This window comes from Nonomuraea sp. NPDC050394, from assembly GCF_044459065.1.
Classification (GTDB): domain Bacteria; phylum Actinomycetota; class Actinomycetes; order Streptosporangiales; family Streptosporangiaceae; genus Nonomuraea.
Genome location: NZ_JBITIO010000001.1, coordinates 450,495 through 465,680, shown reverse-complemented (window position 1 = coordinate 465,680; position 15,186 = coordinate 450,495). Strand labels below are relative to the sequence as shown.

Sequence of the window (15,186 nt, the reverse complement as noted above, 5' to 3'; positions counted from 1 at the left end):
ACATACTGTCGATGACATGGCACCTGTAGAGCTCGACTTCGACTCCTGCTACCGGGCGGTCTCCGCACGGGACGCCCGGTTCGACGGGCGCTTCTACACCGCGGTGAAGACGACGCGCATCTACTGCCGGCCGATCTGCCCCGCGCGCACCCCCGCCTCGCGCAACGTGCGCTTCTACCGGCACGCCGCCTCCGCCGAGGCGGCCGGATTCCGCCCCTGCAAGCGCTGCCGCCCCGAGCTCTCCCCCGGCGACCCCGGCTGGGACCTGCGCGGCGACCTCATCGGCCGCGCGCTGCGCCTCATCGACGACGGCGCGGCCGACGACACCGGGGTGGCCGGGCTGGCCAAGCGGCTGCACATCACCGAGCGCCACCTGCACCGGCTGTTCGTGACCGAGCTGGGCGTCGGGCCTTTGGCCGTCGCCAGGACCCGGCGGCTGCTGCTGGCCAAGCAGTTGCTGACCGAGACGGGGCTGCCGGTGACGGAGGTGGCGTTCGCCGCGGGGTTCGGCAGCGTGCGGCAGTTCAACGCGACCATGCGGGAGACCTACGGCTTCACGCCCAGCGAACTCCGGGCCACCGCCGGGCCTTTGTCCGAGTCGTCCGCCGCCGGGTTGCGGCTGCGGTTGCACCGGCGGGAGCCGTACGACGTGGAGGGGATGTTCGCCTTTCTGGCCAGCCGGGCGATTCCCGGGCTCGAAAGCGTGGACGGGCTCTCCTACACCCGGCTGGTGGCGGGCGGGACGCTCACGCTGACGCCGGGGCCGGGCGTGTTCCTCCTGGACGTCAAGCTGGACGACACGCGCCAGCTGGCCCGCGTCGTGGCCCGCTGCCGCCGGCTGCTCGACCTCGACGCCGACCCGGACGCGATCGCCTCGGCCCTGGGCGCCACCTCCCTGGAGCCTCTGGTCACGGCCCGTCCCGGGCTGCGGGTCCCGGGCACGTTCGACGGCTTCGAGCTGGCGGTACGCGCGATCGTCGGCCAGCAGATCTCGGTGGCCGGAGCACGCACGCTCCTGGGCCGGATCGTCACGCGGCACGGCCCGCTGTTCCCGAGCGCCGCCGTCCTGGCCGAGGCCGACCTCGACGGCCTGGGCTTCACCACCCGCCGCATCCTCACCATGAAAGACCTCGCGGAACGGGTCGCCGACGGCCGCATCGACCTCGACGGCGGCCAGGAACCCGGGCACGCGGTGGCCGAGCTGCTGAAGGTGCCCGGAATCGGCCCGTGGACCGCCGCGTACATCGGACTGCGGGCCCTGCGCGACCCCGACGCCTGGCCCACGGGCGACCTTGTCCTGAACAAGCGCATGGCCGCCCTGGGCATCCCCGCCGACCACATCGAGCGCTGGCGCCCGTGGCGCGCCTACGCCGCCCTACACCTGTGGAGCTCCAAATGATCGAAGCCAAAGTCCTGCCGACTCCCGCCGGCCCGCTCGCGCTCCTCGCCCGCGACGGCGTCCTGGTCGCGGCCGGCTTCACGCCCGACCCCTCCGACATGTTCGCCCGCCTCGCCCCGAACCTGCAGTCCGAAGGCCTGGACGTCGTGGACGACCTGGGCGACATCACCCGCCTGACCATGGCCTACCTGGACGGCGACCTGGAGGCCATCGACACCCTGCCCGTCTCCCAGCCCGGCACCCCGAAGCGCCAGGCCTTGCACAAGGCGCTGCGCGAGGTCAAGCCCGGCACCACCGTCACCTACGGCGAACTGGCCGAACGCGCCGGCCTCCCCCGCACCGCCGCCCGGGCCGCCGGCACCGCCTGCGCCCAGAACCTGATCGCCCCCTTCGTCCCGTGCCACCGGGTTCTTCCCGGCAGCGGCGGATATGGCGGGTACTACTACGGCACGGCGGTGAAGGAGTGGCTGCTGACGCATGAGTCGGCAAAGATCTGAAACACTCCGTCATCTGACACCAACAGTCGGTAATCTTTACTCCATGCCGTCATTGGCTCGCGAGTCCCTATGAAGTAGCCATCGCGTTCTGGAGGGAACTCATGTCCGTGGCGACCCAGAAGTTCAAGAGCCCGATCATGCAGAAGTTCCAAGCCGAGTGCATAGCCAAGGGTGAGGCGGAGTCCATCGTCAAGTTCCTGCGCGGCCGTGGCGTCGAGGTCACGGAAGACGCCGAGCACCGCATCCTGAGCTGCGATGACACTGAGCAGCTCGACTCCTGGCTGACCGGTGCCATCACCGTCAGCCACGTGGACGAGCTTTTCGACTGAGCACGTAGCAGCAGCAGGAGGGTCCCGGTTCGGGGCCCTCCTGCTCTGTATTCAGGCGGTGGCCAGGGTGTGGCGGCGGGCCTGGACGCCTGCCAGACCGGCCACTCCCAGGCCCACCAAACCCAGGAGGGCGGCGGTCCAGGCGGGTGAGGTGTAGCCGAGGCCAGCGTCGATGGTGAGGCCGGCGGCGAAGGAGCCGATGGCGTTGCCCACGTTGAAGGCGCCGATGTTCGCCGCCGAGGCCAGCGTCGGGGCCCCGGCGGCGGCGTCCAGGACTCTGGTCTGGAGGGGCGGGACGGTGGCGAAGGCGGCCACTCCGAACAACGTGATGGCCGCCACGAAGGCGATCTGGTTGCCGGCCAGCCAGGCGACCACCACGGCGAGCAGTGTCAGCGCGGCGACGGAGCCGTAGATGGCGGGCATGAGGGCGCGGTCAGCCAGTTTGCCGCCGATGATGTTGCCCACGACCAGTCCGACGCCGAACAGGGCCATGACGATGGGGACGGCGCCGGAGGAGAAGCCGCCGACGCCGGTCATCATCGGGGCGATGAAGGTGATCACCGCGAAGACCGGGGCGAAGCCGAAGACCGTCATGGCCAGGGCCAGCCATACACCGCCCTTCTTGAACGTGGCGAGTTCCGTGCGCAGGCTCACCGGTTGGCGATCCTGGCGGGGGACCAGGGCCAGGACTCCTGCCAGGCCGATGACGCCGATCACGACGACGACCCAGAACGTGGAGCGCCAGCCGTACGCCTGCCCGATCCAGGTGCCGAGCGGGACCCCGAGGACGTTCGCGAGCGTCAGGCCGGTGAACATCAGCGCGATCGCGCTGGCCCGCTTGTGCGGCGCGACGAGGTCGGCGGCGACGACGGAGCCGACGCCGAAGTACGCGCCGTGCGAGAAGGCGGCCAGGAGACGGCCCGCCATCAGGACGCCGTAGTCGGGCGCGAGGGCCGACAGCAGGTTGCCGGCGATGAACAGCACCATCAACGCCAGCAGCATGGTCTTGCGTGACCACCGGCCACCGAGCATGGTCAGCGGCGGTCCTCCGACGGCGACGCCCAGGGCGTATCCGGAGACGAGCAGGCCGGCGGCGGGGATGGTGACCCCGAAGTCGTGGGCCATCTCGGGGAGCAGGCCGTTGATGATGAACTCGGTGGTTCCGATGCCGAAGGCGCTGATCGCGAGTGCGAACAAGGCGAGAGGCATAGAATATCCCTTAGACGACGTTAGTGAGCGTATGCATTAGTTGCACACGCCGACTATATGAGCACACAACGAGCTGAGAGGTCAACCATGGCCATCGCCGACGACGCCGTGGAAGCCCGCGCCCAGGGCTGGCGCACGCTCGCCGCGCTGCACGCCCGCATCGAGGAGCGCCTGGAGAAGTCGCTGCAGAAGCGGCACGGGCTGAGCGTGAGCGAGTACACCGTGCTGGACGTGCTCGACCGGCAGGACGGCTGGCACATGCGCATGCAGCAACTGGCCAGGGCGGTCGTCCTGAGCCAGAGCGCCACCACCCGGCTGGTCACCAGGCTGGAGAACCGCGACCTGCTCCGCAGATACCTGTGCGAGGACGACCGGCGCGGCATCTACTCCGAGGTGACGCCCGCCGGCCGCGCCCTGCTCGCCGAGGCCGGCCCCACGCATGACGCCGTGCTGAAGGAGGTGCTCGACGAGGCCGCGCGGCTACCCGAGCTCGCCCCGCTCGTCAGCGTGATCGCCGACCGCTAGGGCCGGACGGTGCTCTGGACCTCCCCCACGGGAACGTCGCGCCGCGCCTGGACCTGGACGGGCGCGTACTGGAACGGCACCACGTCGTCCACGACCTCCACCGGCCACACCGTGGTGACCGTGAGGACGTACACCTTGCGCGCCTGGTCGACGGAGGCCTGCAGGTAACGCACGCCGCAGGTGAAATCCCCGCCCTTCACGTACGGCCGGCCGCTCGTCCCGCACTGCTCGCGCACCTCGGCCCGCCGCTTGTCGGTGCCAGGGTCGATCTTGATGTCCTCCAGCGTCGCCCGCACCGTCGCCGACATGACGCCGGGGATCGAGGCCGTCACCGACCGGCTCGTCTCGCCCACGCCGTCCAGCCACACCCAGGTGGGCAGGTTGACGTAGCTCTTGGCGTCGGGGTTCAGCTTGACGTTCGGCTCCGGCACGGTCAGCGCGGCGCGGGCGATCTCGGCCAGCTCGGCCAGTGTGATGCCCGAGGGCGGGGTCGTACCCGGCGGAACCCAGACAAACTCATCCAGGCCACCCCAGCACGCCCGGCCCCGCGAGTCGGCCTCGTTGTACGCGGGCGTCCACCAGCGGCCCGGCTGGCCGATCTTGTCCTTGAACTGTTTGAGGAACTTCTCGAACTGCTCCTCGGTCCCGTTCGGGTTCATGCGGAACCAGTAGGCCCGCACGTCCTCCTGGGTCTTCAGCATCTCGTCGGCGCCGGGTCCCGGCTCGTACCAGCAGGGGCGTTTGAGCTGGTAGCCGTCGCTCTTGCCGCCCTTCACCCCGTTGCCGGTGATCACGATCTTGGAGTTCTCGAGCCGGACACCGGCGGTGCGGCCGTCCTGGAAGCCGTCGCCACGCGTGCCGCCGGGGTCGAGCAGCAGGACTCCCGCGGCCAGTACCGAGAGCAGGCGGTTCATCGGTCACACCCTTCGCTGCTGTGGCGGAAGTCCTTGACCCGCCAGACGCCGTCGTCGCCGCGGTGCGTGATCGCGGCCTGCAAGTAGGTCTCGCGCGTCCACGAGGGCTGGCGCGTGAACGTCCGGCCGGTGCTCTTGGAGATCAGCCGCAGGCCGGTCTCGTCCACGCACGCGTTGATCTGCGCGCCCTCGCCCATCCGCGCGCTCACGGCCAGCGCGTAGAGCTTCGCGGTGCCGGTCACCGAACTCTTGCCGAAGCCCTTCACCCAGTCGTAGGACTCCTTCGCGGCGGGCCCCTCGACCTGCTCCAGGTAGGTGTCGTCGCCGCTGACCACCGCCCGCCACGAGTCCACGTAGTAGTCGGTGAACGTCTTCAGCAGCGGGTCGGCGGCCGCCGGCCACTCGACCTGGACCGTGAGCTTCTCGCCGACCTCGATCGTCTCCGTGGCCGGCGACGGTACGGCGGAAGCCGCCGACCCGGCCGGAGCGGGGGCGACCCTGGGCGTGTAGACCTTCTCCGGCTGCGCCGCGCACCCGGCGGCCAGCAGGCACCACACGATCAGCACGCGCCTCATGCCGACGACTCCCTCACGATGTGGATCCGCCAGGACGGCAGCAGTTCGTCGATGAGCGCCTCGGTCTCCGGCGCCATCCCGCCGCCGTACGGGTGCGAGGACGACCTCCTGGTCAGCCCGTCGACGACGGCGCGCAGCCGTACCTGGTCGCCGGTGGCGTGGGTGGCGCGCAGCAGGTCGCGCCAGAGGCCCTCGTCGTCGGCGGCCAGCAGCAGCCCGGCGCGCGCGGCCGCGACGGCGGCGTCCGGCTCGCCGTGCGCCAGGCGGATCTCGCACAGCCGGTGGGCGGCGTCGGCGACACCGGCCGCGACGTCGTACTCCAGCTCGTCGGCGGCCAGCCACGCGTATCTGCCGGGCGGGCGCCCGCTCAGCAACGGGCCTCTGACCAGCCCGAGAGCCTTGTCGAGTATGACGGCCCGCGCCGTCGCGTCCCCGTGCGAGCGCCTGACCAGCTCGCGGAAGAGCACCCAGTCGGTACGCACGCCCGGTCCGAGCCGCAACCTCCCGGCTTCGTCGGTGAACAGGTGTTCCTCGCCCAGCCAGTCGGCCACGCGGGCGATGGTCGCGTCCCTGACCATGGCCTGGACGCCGCGCGGCCACAACACGCCGCCGAGCACCACCGGGTGCACGCCGCCGGGATGGGTGGCCAGGTAGATCAGCAGCTCGACGGCGATCGCCATCCGCCCGGCCTCCAGCGGCTCCGGGCCGATGACCTCGATCGGGCCGAGCAGCCTGATCTCCACGGCGGGGGGCTGCATCTCGTCCAGCGGCTCCGGGTCGGGCATGGCCTCGCCGTCGAGTTGCTCCGCCGTACGGAAGAGATCGATCAGGGCCTTGTAGTGACGCCGCGGCAGGAGCTGCGCGGCGACCTCGAACCCGAGTTCGGCGATGCGGGCGCGGCCGTCGTCGGTGATCTCCAGCGTCCAGGTGGCGTGCGGCGACTCGCCGGGCACGACGTATCCGGCGGTGTCCTTGCGGGCCAGCAGCGCCAGGCGGCGCGCCTCCTCCTGGGTGGGCGCGACCGCCGACAGCAGGAAGTGGGCGTCGCGCGGGCTGCCGTTGACGCGCCCGGTGAGCACCTGCTCGCGCGGCGCGGCCGTGGCCTCCAGCTCGGGCAGCACCTCGGCGAGGCTGCCGACCGCCTTGATCCGGTCGGGGGCGATCGCGGTCAGCTCCTCGCCGAATCCGATCAGCGTGACCCGCATCCGGTCGGACCAGCGGTTGGTGGCCAGCTCCACGGCGAGCGCGCCGAGCGCCGCGGTCGTCTGCGCGCCGCGGATGTTGATCAGGCCCTGCGCCGCCTCCAGGTCGATCAGCACCCGTCCCGACTCGTCCGTGCCGAGCGAGACCAGCCCGGGGTACGGCGCGCCGCCCTGCTGGGCGAGTCCCTGGTCGGTCAGCAGGCGGCCCTCGTGGGCGTGCAGCCGCCACACCTGGCCGCCGTCCTGGACCGTCCAGGGCGCGGGCGGGTCGTTGTCCGGCGGGTGGATCCACAGGTCGAGGTGGCGCGCGGACAGATGAGCGGCGTAAACGGTGGGCGGCGTGCGGCCCTGGGCCGCCAGCTCCGCCCCGAGCAGGCGCAGGCCGACGTCGAGAATGCGGGTGCCCGGCGCGTCCGCGCCGAACCTCAGCGCCACCTCGGCCTTGGCGGCGTCGTCACGCGGGCGCACCACGCGATGGCCGAACGCCCGCCGCCACAGTTGTTCGCGCCTGCGCCTGCCCAGCACCACCAGCAGGCCCGCCGCCGCGAGCGACGCCCCCGCCAGGTAGTCCACCAGATCGAGCCCTTGGCTCGTCTCCTCCGCGGGCTGCGGCGACGTGTTCCCCGGAATTTCCGGCTTCCCCGAAATTTCCGGCTTTTTCGTGATCTCCGGCTGGCTGGGGGTCGTCGTCTCCTTCTTGACCAGCGGCGCCTGCTCCTGCGTGGCCGACTTCTCCGCCTTGCCGGACACCCTGCCGACCGGCTCCGCGCGTCCGGGATGCTCGCGGAGCGTCTCCACCCGGCCCTGCCCGGCGGGCACGACGTGCACGTTGCGCGCGTCGTCCGGCATGTCCAGCACCCAGCCGGGCCGGATCAGGTCGGCCATCCGCAGCCGGGTCCCGTCGGGCTGCTCCTTGTGCTGGTTGAGCCGGTAGATCTCCGGATATCGCCGCCCGTCGCCCAGGCACTTCTCGGCGATCTCCCACAGGCTCTCGTGGTGGCGGCCGTGCGGCGGCTGCACCACGTACACCTTCTTGGCCTTCTTCGTCGTCTCCGCCTCGACGATCGGGGCCGCGAGCGCGACCGTCGCGATCGGCTGCGAGGCCGGTGGCGGCGCGCCCAGCCGGGCGATCGGCACCACGGCGGCCGAGGCGGTGAACAACAGCAGCACCGCCGAGACCAGCTTGTTGGCCAGCATCTGAGTGCCGCCGGACAGGGGTACGCGGGCGGGCATGCCGACCCGTCGTACGCCCGCGTAGACCTCCACCACCACGCAGACCAGCAACTGGAACCAGGCCAGCCACACCAGCAGGACCAGCAGCGCGACGATCGTGCTCGGCCCGACGCGGCTGGTCAGCAGGTCGAGGTCGAGCAGCTCCGCGGTGATCGGCGGGCCCGCCAGCACGAGCAGCGCGTACGGCACGCCGCCCACGAGCGCGACCAGCACCACGAGCGCCCCGAGCCCGGCGAGCACGTCACCCGCGGTCCGCCTGGTCGGGATGCGCACGGGCGCCCGCCTGGGCCGCACCGGCTCTCGCGTCGGCATCGCCACTCCCTTCTTGCTCCAGCGTTGTCATGAACGGCCCGCCCGGGCCAGCGAGTGGCCGGTTTCGGTCTGGATCATCTGGCGTCCGGCGCCGCGGTGGCCTCGCCCTCCATCTCCGATCCGGTGAAGCCGAGCGCGCCGAGGAAGAAGGCGTTCCAGCGGACGGTCACGGTGACGCGCACCTCGGCACCGCCGGAGACCGCGCAGTCGCCGCGGGCGACCTCGTCGGCGTCGTGCGCGGAGACCACCTCGTCGGCCCGCCCGCACACCTCGCTCTCGCCCAGCAGCCTGGCCTGCCCGGTGGCGCGCAGGTGCTCGACGTCGACCTGGTCGGCGGCGGCGCGCGCCGCCTGCTCGGCGATGTCGGTGGCGCGCAGCTTGGCGTTGATCGCGGCGCCGCCGTCCACGAGCAGCCCGGCCAGCAGGAACACCACGACCGAGAAGAGCACGGTGAACACCGACATCGAGCCCCGCTCGCCGCCGCTCATTCGACCCTCCTGAACTGCTCAAGCGGCACGACCGAGGTCCCGGTGAGCCGCTTGGTCGCGCCGAACCCGAGGAAGCCCAGGTCCAGCTCGCAGCTGACCTCGGCGTGCACCTGGCCGCCCTCGGTCCACTCCGACCCGGACAGCGACACCTCGTGCGACCGGCACCTGCCCTTGAGCGCGTGCCCGGCCGACGACTTCGCGGCGGTCTCGGCCGTGTCCATGGTCCGCTGCACCGACGCGGCGCGGGCGGAGTCCCTGGCCGCGCCGTTCACCTCGCCCTGGGCCTCCACCAGCCGTCCGGCGCCGACCAGGAACATGAGGAACAGCAGGAACACCGGCGCGAGCATGACCGTCTCGACCGCCATCGATCCCTGGTCACCTCTCATCGCAGTCCAGCCCGCCGTCGTCGGGACGGAAGCACTCGACCGGCCCGCCCGAGGTCGCGCTGACGGTGAACGCCAGTTCGGGCAGCAGCGGAATCACCTGTACGGCGGTGCCGGTCACGGTCACCCAGCGCTCGTCGGGCTCCCTGGTCGAGGTGGTGGCGTCAGCGTTGGTCAGCAGGCGCGGGCCGATCGCGCCGACCACGGCCTTCGCCTTGGCCTTGGCCGGTTCCTCCCAGGCTCCGCTCACGGGCGCCGACCTGGCGACCCGCGCGCCCTCCCTGGCCGCGGCCTCGGCCACCTGCCTGCCGTGGAACCAGAGCGCGACCTGCACGATGAGCAGGGCGACGGCCAGGATGACCGGCATGAGGAAGGCCAGCTCCACGACCGTGGCGCCGCGGTCATTCCTTGCCGCCACCGCCGCCGCCATTGCCGAAGCTGTTCTGGATCTCGCTCTGCTTCTGCTCGACCAGTGTCTTGATCAGCGTCGCCAGGCCGAGCGCGACTCCCGCGATGATCGCGGTGATGATCACCCATTCGACGGCCGAAGCGCCGCGCGAGGGTGCGGTGCGCGCGCGATGGACGCGCACTCCCAGGTAGGCGACCAGGTAGACGACCCAAGGATGGTTCAGCATCACGACCCCAACATCTTCATAGCGGCGGGAAAACTGAGAAAGATCACAAAGCCCGCGCAGAGCAGCAGCTGCGCGACGAGCATCGACTGCGAGCGCTCGCCCGCACGTCCCTCGATCTCGGCCAGCTCGCGGCGGCGCAGGGTGGCGGCGCGGGCGGTGAGCGAGGCGCGCACCTTCGCGCCGTCGTCGGCCACCAGACCCAGCGCGGCGGACAGGTCGCGCAGTTCGTCGACGTTGATCTCCTCGCCGAGCTGGCCGAGCGCCTGCCACGGGGTGATGCCGACGATCCTCGCGCCGCTCAGCGCGTCGCGAATGCGGGACATCGCCCAGTTCGGCTGCTCGCCGCTGACCGACACGGCCATGACCAGCGCTTCCGGTACGCCACGTCCGCCGGCCAGGTTCATCGACACGAGGTCGAGGAACGCGCCGACGACGTGGCGGAAGTCGCGCCGCCGGGCCGCGGCGTCCCGCCGGATCTGCAGGTCGGGCAGGAAGAAGAAGACGACGGCCACCACGACGGCGGCCCAGAACGGGATCGCGAGCGAGGTGCCCCACTCCATGAGCACCAGCCAGCCGAGCAGCACCGGGAAGGCGAGCAGCCCGGCCGCCGCCAGCAGCACCTTGGTGGCCAGGAAGCCCTCGAACGAGCGCCCGACCAGCGCCAGGTCCGCCCTGATCGAGCGCGCCTCCCAGCCCCGCGACAGCAGGAAGCGGGCCAGGCGCACGCCGAGCCCGCGGCGGAACGCGCTGACCTCCTCGTCGGGAAGGACGAGCTGCAGCCGGGGCGCGCCCGCGTCCTCGCGGACCGCGTCCAGCGCCAGCAGCCGCGCCACCAGCCCCGGCCTGGCCGGGAACAGCGCGCGCAGCAGCAGGAAGGCGCCCAGCCCGAACGCGCCGCCCGCCAGCACACCCTCAACCATGCTTCACCGCCTGGGGTACTTCGGCGGCGACCTGCGGAGCCAGCAGCCGCGTCGGCTTGTCGAACCTCGCCAGGCGCCGCATCCACGCGAACCCGGCGCCGAACAGCCCCGCCACCACGAGCAGCACGGCCTGCCCCAGCCACGAGCTGTACTCGCTGACATAGGAGGGGTTGAACACCACCAGCAGCCCCGCGAAGACCAGCGCGGTGATCACCACGATCTGCACGCTGCGCCGGGTGGAGCGGCGCTCGGCCTCGACCCGGCGGCGCATGTCGAGTTCCTCGCGCGCCGAGACGGCCAGCGCCCCCAGCACGTCACGCAGACCCGGCCCGCGCAGCCGCGAGTTGAGTATCAGCGCCGCCACCACCAGATCGGCCGACGGGTCGTCCAGTTCGTCGGCGAACAGCCGCAGCGCGTCGGGCAGCGCCATCCGGGCGTGCATCCGGTCGACCAGCGCGCGCAGGTGCGGCCTCAGCATCGGCGCGGCGGCCCTGATCGAGGCCGGGATGGCCTGTTCGAGCCCGGCGGCGCCGGCGATCGTGTCGCGCAGCGACTCGGTCCAGGCGGCCAGGCCTTCGAGGCGGCGCATCGCCCCGCGTTCCTCCGAGGCGCCTCCCGACAGCCCGCGCCACGCGAACACCAGCAGCACGGCCCCCACCGCGACCACCGGCCAGCCGGTGACCACCATGATCAACGCCGCGCTGACGCCGGCGATGGCGGTGCGGGTGGTCAGCATCCTGATGACCTCGCGCTTGGGCCTGCCGGGGTGGGGGCGCATGCCGTACAGGGAGAGGAAGAGCAGGAACAGGCCGCCGCCGGTGGCGGCGCCCGCGAGCATCGTGAAGGGGTCGAGGTTGATCATCACCAGTTCCCCAGGTCGGCCTGCACGGGAGCATGGGGTACGGCGTGGCCGTCGGGGCCCGGCGCGAAGATCTCGCTCGACAGCACGCGGCCGTCGCAGCCGTTGACCTCGCGCACGCTGGAGACGAACCGGCGCAGGCTGCCGCCCTGGTCGTAGTCGTTGTGCTTCTCGATGAAGACGACGAAGTCGATGGCACCGGCGATGAGCATGTGCGTGGCGTCGATGGGCAGGCGCTCGTTGGCCTGGAGGGCGTAGGTGGCGATGCGGTTGAAGACCTCCATGCTGGAGTTGGCGTGGATGGTCGACAGGGAGCCGTCGTTGCCCTGGGTCATCGCGTTGAGCATGGTGACGATCTCGTCGCCGAGGACCTCGCCGACGATGACGCGGCTGGGGTTCATGCGCAGGCTTCTGCGGACGAGTTCGGCCATGGTGATCTCGCCCTGGCCCTCGGAGTTGGGCAGGCGCTGCTCGAAGGCGACGACGTTCGGGTGGAGCTCGGGGAACTGGTCGAGACCCAGCTCCAGGGCTCGCTCGACGGTGATGAGACGCTCGCCGGGCGGGATCTCATTGGCCAGGGCGCGCAGGAGCGTGGTCTTCCCCGCGTTGGTCGATCCGGCGATCATGATGTTCTGGCGGGTGGCGACCGCCGCCTGGAGGAACCTGGCGATGTCCGGAGTCAGCGTGCCGTTGCCGACCAGGTCGGACAGGAACACCTTGCCCAGGCGGCTGCGGCGGATCGAGACGGCCGGCCGTACCGTGACGTCCATGACGGCGCTCAGCCGGGAACCGTCGGGCAGGCGCAGGTCGAGCTGGGGGTTGGCGGTGTCGAACGGGCGGCTCGACAGGCCCGAGTAGGCGGCCAGGATCTGGATGAGCTCGACGAGTTCGTCGTCGGAGTCGGCGACCGGCTCGTGCATCGACTCGCGGCCGTCGGCGTAGGAGACGAAGACCTTGTCGTGGCCGTTGATGTCGATGTTCTCGACCTCGGTGTCGTCGAGGAGCGGCTGCAGGCGTCCGACGCCGAACAACGCCGCGTGGATGCCCGCGGCCAGCCCTTCCTCCTCCTCGATCGTCGGCGGGGTGCGGCCCATGCCGATCTCGCCACGCGCGTGCTCCTCCAGGACCTGCGAGATCAGCGCCCTGGCGAACTGGCGCTCGTCCTCGCCGGTCATCGCGGGCAGGCCGTTGGCCTGGTCGATGCGGCGCTGGTGGGCCAGGCGGTCGCCCACTTCCTGGCGGAAGCGCTTGACCAGGGAGTGGTCGATCACTGGTAGTTCACCAGCCTTCCCGCCAGGTCGCGTGCCGTACGGATGAGGAGAGATCGGTCGAGGCGGCCGCCCCACTCGCCGCGTAGCAGTTCGGCGCCCTTGGGGTCGTCGGCCAGGCCGTGGACGAACTTGACGTTGGGGCCGACGACGCGGCGTACCTCCTCGATGGAGGCGCGGTAGCGGCGCGGGTTGGCGATCACCACGACGCCGTGGGCCTTGGTGATGGACAGGCGCTCGCGCAGGTGCGCGACGTGGTCGAGGCTGGGCCTGGTCAGCAGGACGGTCACCGCGGCCTCGTTGATGAGGTCGTTGACCTGTGGATAAGTTCCGAGGCGGCCACAGTCGGCGATGACGTCGGCGTTGGGCATGCCCGCCAGCGAACGTCCGAGTGGTCCCCACAGCCACGTCAGACCCGCCGCCTGCTCACCGTGCGTGAGCCCGGCCAGCACGTCGAGCCCGCCGACGATCTTCTGGGTGTGCTCGTGGATCTGGGCGGGTTCGATCCCCCTCCGGGCGACGGCGCCCAGGCTGAGCAACCCCTTTCCCGGGTTGAGCACGCCGCCGTCGGCGGCCGGCAGCCGGTAGGCCAGATCTCCTCCCGCGGGATCGCACTCGGCGAGCAGCACCGGCCGCGGCCACACGGCGGCCAGGGCCGTCGCGGCGGTGGTGACGCCCGGCGCGCCCTTGTCGGCGGCCAGCACGATCAGCGCCACGTCAGCGGGCCCCCGGGAGTTCGGCCACGGCGATCTCCCCGCTGGAGGCGTAGCCGACCACCTCGGCCGAGACGGCCGTGTCGACGATCACGGTGACCAGGCCCTTCTCCCCGACGCCGTGGACCAGCGCGCTCGCCGCGAGAACCCTGGACCGTTCGGTACCGCTGCGGCTGGGAACGTGCACGACCTGGACGCGGTCACCCTTGATCAGGCCTTCTGGCATCTGCCCGGGTTTCAGTGCCAATCCCACCTTGGCCTTTCCCGGTCCGAGCTCCTTACTGGCGTTTATCCCCATGTCATTCGTGAGCAAGGTGCCGGGCAGGATCGTGACGGTGGCGAACGATTTGATCACCTCTCCGCGCTGCGACCACGGAACGTAGTCAATGCCGGTGTCGGCGATCTGGACTTCCTCCAGCGCTTGTTCGGTGAATTGCTGGCCGGCGCCCACCTGCTGGATCACGCGGACCGCGGAAATACGGTCGCCGCTGCGCATCACCAGAAGCGTGGTCGCCAGGGCGCCGCCCAGGATCAGGAGGACGGCGAGGGCGGCCAGGGCGGGCTTACGCTCGCGTGGGGGTACGGGGAGCTTGCGCTCGGCGGAGAGCGCGCCACTTGGCCCCGCCGAATTCGCGGCGGGTTTCTCACTGGTCCTCATGGGTGGGGGGCTCCCATATGCGAAATTGTAGAATTCACGCCATTATGTGCATCCACGTGCGGGAGTGGGGCGGGAATGCGGTGACCAATGGTCGTTTCGCAGGTGGGGGCCTGTCAACACCAAATCGGTAGACCGGTTGGGTTGGGTTGGTTGATTCAGACCGAAATTTCGTGATACAGGGCGCAGAAATCACAGTCGTCACAGGTGTCACAGCGCGGGGGATCTTGATGTGATATTTGGGGATCTTCTGAACGGGTTCAGGTTGTGGGATCATTCCGGCATGGCCAGTCGTGTGCGGTCGTTCCTCGCTCGTCCTGGTGTGCGGGCGTTCGTGGGGCGGATGGCTTCTGCCCGGGTGTCGCGGAGGGTGGCCGGGAGGCTGCATCGGGCGGCGAGCGGGCTGGCCGCGGTGACCTCCGAGGTGGACGCTTATGCGGGCCTCCTGGAAGAAAAGGCCGACGCCCTCCACGCCAAGACCCACCCCCGCGAATCCCCCTAACCTCCTCTCCACCACGGCGTCCACGCCCCACCACACCCTCCACGCCAGCCGTCCCCCGGAGGGCGAGGCGGCGGGCCCGCCACACCCCCCACGCCAGCCATCCCCCGGAGGGCGAGACGGCAGGCCCACCACACCCCCCACGCCAGCCCACTCCCCGCCCTGCCCACCACACCCCCAAGCCAGCCTCCTCCTTGCCCCGCCCACCACACCCTCCGCGCCAGCCCCCTCCTTGCCCCATCACCACACCCCACGCCAGCCCCCGCCCAGCCCCCGCCCCGTCCCGTCCCGTCCTCCGCGCCAGCCCCTTCTTGCCCCATCACCACCCCACGCCCCGCAGGCACTCCCGCCGGTCACGGCGTTTGCTCCGCCCCTCAAGCGCTTCCCCGCCGTTTCTCGCGCTCCACATCCCACGACACTCCTCCCTCCGCTCACGCCGTCCACCCCCGCCCCACAGGCCCCTCCCAATCACGGCGCCCACGCCCCTTGTTGCCCCTTCCTCCCCCTCAACACCGTCACACTCCGTAATCGGTCGCTCTTCACCGCCGGCCACACTTCCGGAGCGGTCGGC

At 71.1% G+C, this 15,186-nt stretch carries 18 protein-coding genes; 5 read left to right on the top strand and 13 right to left on the bottom strand.

What is annotated here, in order from left to right; genetic code table 11:
- Positions 1-16 precede the first annotated feature (16 nt).
- The 3 genes from ACIBKY_RS02375 to ACIBKY_RS02365 all read left to right on the top strand — a co-directional run bounded on the left by ACIBKY_RS02375 (position 17) and on the right by ACIBKY_RS02365 (position 2,225).
- The gene (locus ACIBKY_RS02375) at positions 17-1,399 is read left to right on the top strand and encodes a DNA-3-methyladenine glycosylase 2 family protein (protein ID WP_397093774.1); all 1,383 of its coding nucleotides are present in this window, start codon (positions 17-19) and stop codon (positions 1,397-1,399) included.
- Entirely contained in the window at positions 1,396-1,896 is a 501-nt protein-coding gene (locus ACIBKY_RS02370) for a methylated-DNA--[protein]-cysteine S-methyltransferase (RefSeq protein WP_397093772.1), read from the top strand. Before ACIBKY_RS02375 ends, ACIBKY_RS02370 begins: the two co-directional genes overlap by 4 nt.
- Positions 1,897-1,997: 101 nt before the next feature.
- Positions 1,998-2,225: a hypothetical protein gene (locus tag ACIBKY_RS02365; protein WP_397093770.1), complete on the top strand. Its 228-nt coding sequence runs from the start codon at positions 1,998-2,000 to the stop codon at positions 2,223-2,225.
- A 51-nt stretch (positions 2,226-2,276) separates the two neighbouring features.
- On the opposite strand, the gene ACIBKY_RS02360 is transcribed toward ACIBKY_RS02365, so the two are convergent.
- Positions 2,277-3,434 (bottom strand): MFS transporter, encoded by a 1,158-nt coding sequence (locus ACIBKY_RS02360; RefSeq protein ID WP_397093769.1) that lies wholly within the window; start codon positions 3,432-3,434, stop codon positions 2,277-2,279.
- A gap of 87 nt (positions 3,435-3,521) precedes the next feature.
- Between ACIBKY_RS02360 and ACIBKY_RS02355 the strand changes: the two genes are divergently transcribed.
- On the top strand, positions 3,522-3,959 hold the full coding sequence (locus ACIBKY_RS02355; protein ID WP_397093768.1) for a MarR family winged helix-turn-helix transcriptional regulator: 438 nt from the start codon (positions 3,522-3,524) through the stop codon (positions 3,957-3,959).
- On the opposite strand, the gene ACIBKY_RS02350 is transcribed toward ACIBKY_RS02355, so the two are convergent.
- The 12 genes from ACIBKY_RS02350 to ACIBKY_RS02295 form a co-directional block, all read right to left on the bottom strand.
- Entirely contained in the window at positions 3,956-4,873 is a 918-nt protein-coding gene (locus ACIBKY_RS02350; RefSeq protein ID WP_397093767.1) for a hypothetical protein, read from the bottom strand. The two genes, ACIBKY_RS02355 and ACIBKY_RS02350, sit on opposite strands and share 4 nt — an antisense overlap.
- The gene (locus tag ACIBKY_RS02345) at positions 4,870-5,448 is read right to left on the bottom strand and encodes a hypothetical protein (protein ID WP_397093766.1); all 579 of its coding nucleotides are present in this window, start codon (positions 5,446-5,448) and stop codon (positions 4,870-4,872) included. The genes ACIBKY_RS02350 and ACIBKY_RS02345 overlap by 4 nt, the downstream gene beginning before the upstream one ends.
- The gene (locus ACIBKY_RS02340) at positions 5,445-8,195 is read right to left on the bottom strand and encodes a BTAD domain-containing putative transcriptional regulator (RefSeq protein WP_397093765.1); all 2,751 of its coding nucleotides are present in this window, start codon (positions 8,193-8,195) and stop codon (positions 5,445-5,447) included. Before ACIBKY_RS02340 ends, ACIBKY_RS02345 begins: the two co-directional genes overlap by 4 nt.
- 74 nt (positions 8,196-8,269) lie before the next feature.
- Positions 8,270-8,683 (bottom strand): pilus assembly protein TadG-related protein, encoded by a 414-nt coding sequence (locus ACIBKY_RS02335; RefSeq protein WP_397093764.1) that lies wholly within the window; start codon positions 8,681-8,683, stop codon positions 8,270-8,272.
- Positions 8,680-9,048 (bottom strand): TadE family protein, encoded by a 369-nt coding sequence (locus tag ACIBKY_RS02330; protein WP_397093763.1) that lies wholly within the window; start codon positions 9,046-9,048, stop codon positions 8,680-8,682. The genes ACIBKY_RS02335 and ACIBKY_RS02330 overlap by 4 nt, the downstream gene beginning before the upstream one ends.
- Before the next feature lie 10 nt (positions 9,049-9,058).
- Complete coding sequence (locus tag ACIBKY_RS02325) at positions 9,059-9,484, bottom strand: TadE/TadG family type IV pilus assembly protein (RefSeq protein ID WP_397093762.1); 426 nt, start codon at positions 9,482-9,484, stop codon at positions 9,059-9,061.
- The gene (locus tag ACIBKY_RS02320) at positions 9,468-9,701 is read right to left on the bottom strand and encodes a hypothetical protein (protein ID WP_379609969.1); all 234 of its coding nucleotides are present in this window, start codon (positions 9,699-9,701) and stop codon (positions 9,468-9,470) included. The genes ACIBKY_RS02325 and ACIBKY_RS02320 overlap by 17 nt, the downstream gene beginning before the upstream one ends.
- Positions 9,701-10,621 carry a type II secretion system protein gene (locus ACIBKY_RS02315; protein WP_379609970.1) on the bottom strand — a complete coding sequence of 307 codons (921 nt, stop codon included), beginning with the start codon at positions 10,619-10,621 and terminating at the stop codon, positions 9,701-9,703. The genes ACIBKY_RS02320 and ACIBKY_RS02315 overlap by 1 nt, the downstream gene beginning before the upstream one ends.
- Positions 10,614-11,483 (bottom strand): type II secretion system F family protein, encoded by an 870-nt coding sequence (locus ACIBKY_RS02310; protein WP_397093760.1) that lies wholly within the window; start codon positions 11,481-11,483, stop codon positions 10,614-10,616. The genes ACIBKY_RS02315 and ACIBKY_RS02310 overlap by 8 nt, the downstream gene beginning before the upstream one ends.
- Entirely contained in the window at positions 11,483-12,751 is a 1,269-nt protein-coding gene (locus ACIBKY_RS02305) for a CpaF family protein (protein ID WP_397093759.1), read from the bottom strand. The genes ACIBKY_RS02310 and ACIBKY_RS02305 overlap by 1 nt, the downstream gene beginning before the upstream one ends.
- Entirely contained in the window at positions 12,748-13,464 is a 717-nt protein-coding gene (locus tag ACIBKY_RS02300; RefSeq protein ID WP_379630975.1) for a hypothetical protein, read from the bottom strand. Before ACIBKY_RS02300 ends, ACIBKY_RS02305 begins: the two co-directional genes overlap by 4 nt.
- Before the next feature lies 1 nt (position 13,465).
- Positions 13,466-14,119 (bottom strand): hypothetical protein, encoded by a 654-nt coding sequence (locus tag ACIBKY_RS02295; RefSeq protein WP_397093757.1) that lies wholly within the window; start codon positions 14,117-14,119, stop codon positions 13,466-13,468.
- Positions 14,120-14,399: 280 nt separating this feature from the next.
- On the opposite strand from ACIBKY_RS02295, the gene ACIBKY_RS02290 reads away from it, so the two are divergent.
- The gene (locus tag ACIBKY_RS02290) at positions 14,400-14,618 is read left to right on the top strand and encodes a hypothetical protein (protein WP_397093756.1); all 219 of its coding nucleotides are present in this window, start codon (positions 14,400-14,402) and stop codon (positions 14,616-14,618) included.
- Positions 14,619-15,186: the final 568 nt, after the last annotated feature.

Bases quoted from the DNA above. Each gene is read 5' to 3' on its own strand.
- ACIBKY_RS02295 (WP_397093757.1), bottom strand. From the start codon at position 14,119: ATGAGGACCAGTGAGAAACCCGCCGCGAATTCGGCGGGGCCAAGTGGC.
- ACIBKY_RS02345 (WP_397093766.1), bottom strand. From the start codon at position 5,448: ATGAGGCGCGTGCTGATCGTGTGGTGCCTGCTGGCCGCCGGGTGCGCG.
- ACIBKY_RS02350 (WP_397093767.1), bottom strand. From the start codon at position 4,873: ATGAACCGCCTGCTCTCGGTACTGGCCGCGGGAGTCCTGCTGCTCGAC.
- ACIBKY_RS02335 (WP_397093764.1), bottom strand. From the start codon at position 8,683: ATGAGCGGCGGCGAGCGGGGCTCGATGTCGGTGTTCACCGTGCTCTTC.
- ACIBKY_RS02310 (WP_397093760.1), bottom strand. From the start codon at position 11,483: ATGATCAACCTCGACCCCTTCACGATGCTCGCGGGCGCCGCCACCGGC.
- ACIBKY_RS02330 (WP_397093763.1), bottom strand. From the start codon at position 9,048: ATGGCGGTCGAGACGGTCATGCTCGCGCCGGTGTTCCTGCTGTTCCTC.
- ACIBKY_RS02320 (WP_379609969.1), bottom strand. From the start codon at position 9,701: ATGCTGAACCATCCTTGGGTCGTCTACCTGGTCGCCTACCTGGGAGTG.
- ACIBKY_RS02355 (WP_397093768.1), top strand. From the start codon at position 3,522: ATGGCCATCGCCGACGACGCCGTGGAAGCCCGCGCCCAGGGCTGGCGC.
- ACIBKY_RS02360 (WP_397093769.1), bottom strand. From the start codon at position 3,434: ATGCCTCTCGCCTTGTTCGCACTCGCGATCAGCGCCTTCGGCATCGGA.
- ACIBKY_RS02375 (WP_397093774.1), top strand. From the start codon at position 17: ATGGCACCTGTAGAGCTCGACTTCGACTCCTGCTACCGGGCGGTCTCC.
- ACIBKY_RS02370 (WP_397093772.1), top strand. From the start codon at position 1,396: ATGATCGAAGCCAAAGTCCTGCCGACTCCCGCCGGCCCGCTCGCGCTC.
- ACIBKY_RS02315 (WP_379609970.1), bottom strand. From the start codon at position 10,621: ATGGTTGAGGGTGTGCTGGCGGGCGGCGCGTTCGGGCTGGGCGCCTTC.
- ACIBKY_RS02365 (WP_397093770.1), top strand. From the start codon at position 1,998: ATGTCCGTGGCGACCCAGAAGTTCAAGAGCCCGATCATGCAGAAGTTC.
- ACIBKY_RS02290 (WP_397093756.1), top strand. From the start codon at position 14,400: ATGGCCAGTCGTGTGCGGTCGTTCCTCGCTCGTCCTGGTGTGCGGGCG.
- ACIBKY_RS02340 (WP_397093765.1), bottom strand. From the start codon at position 8,195: ATGCCGACGCGAGAGCCGGTGCGGCCCAGGCGGGCGCCCGTGCGCATC.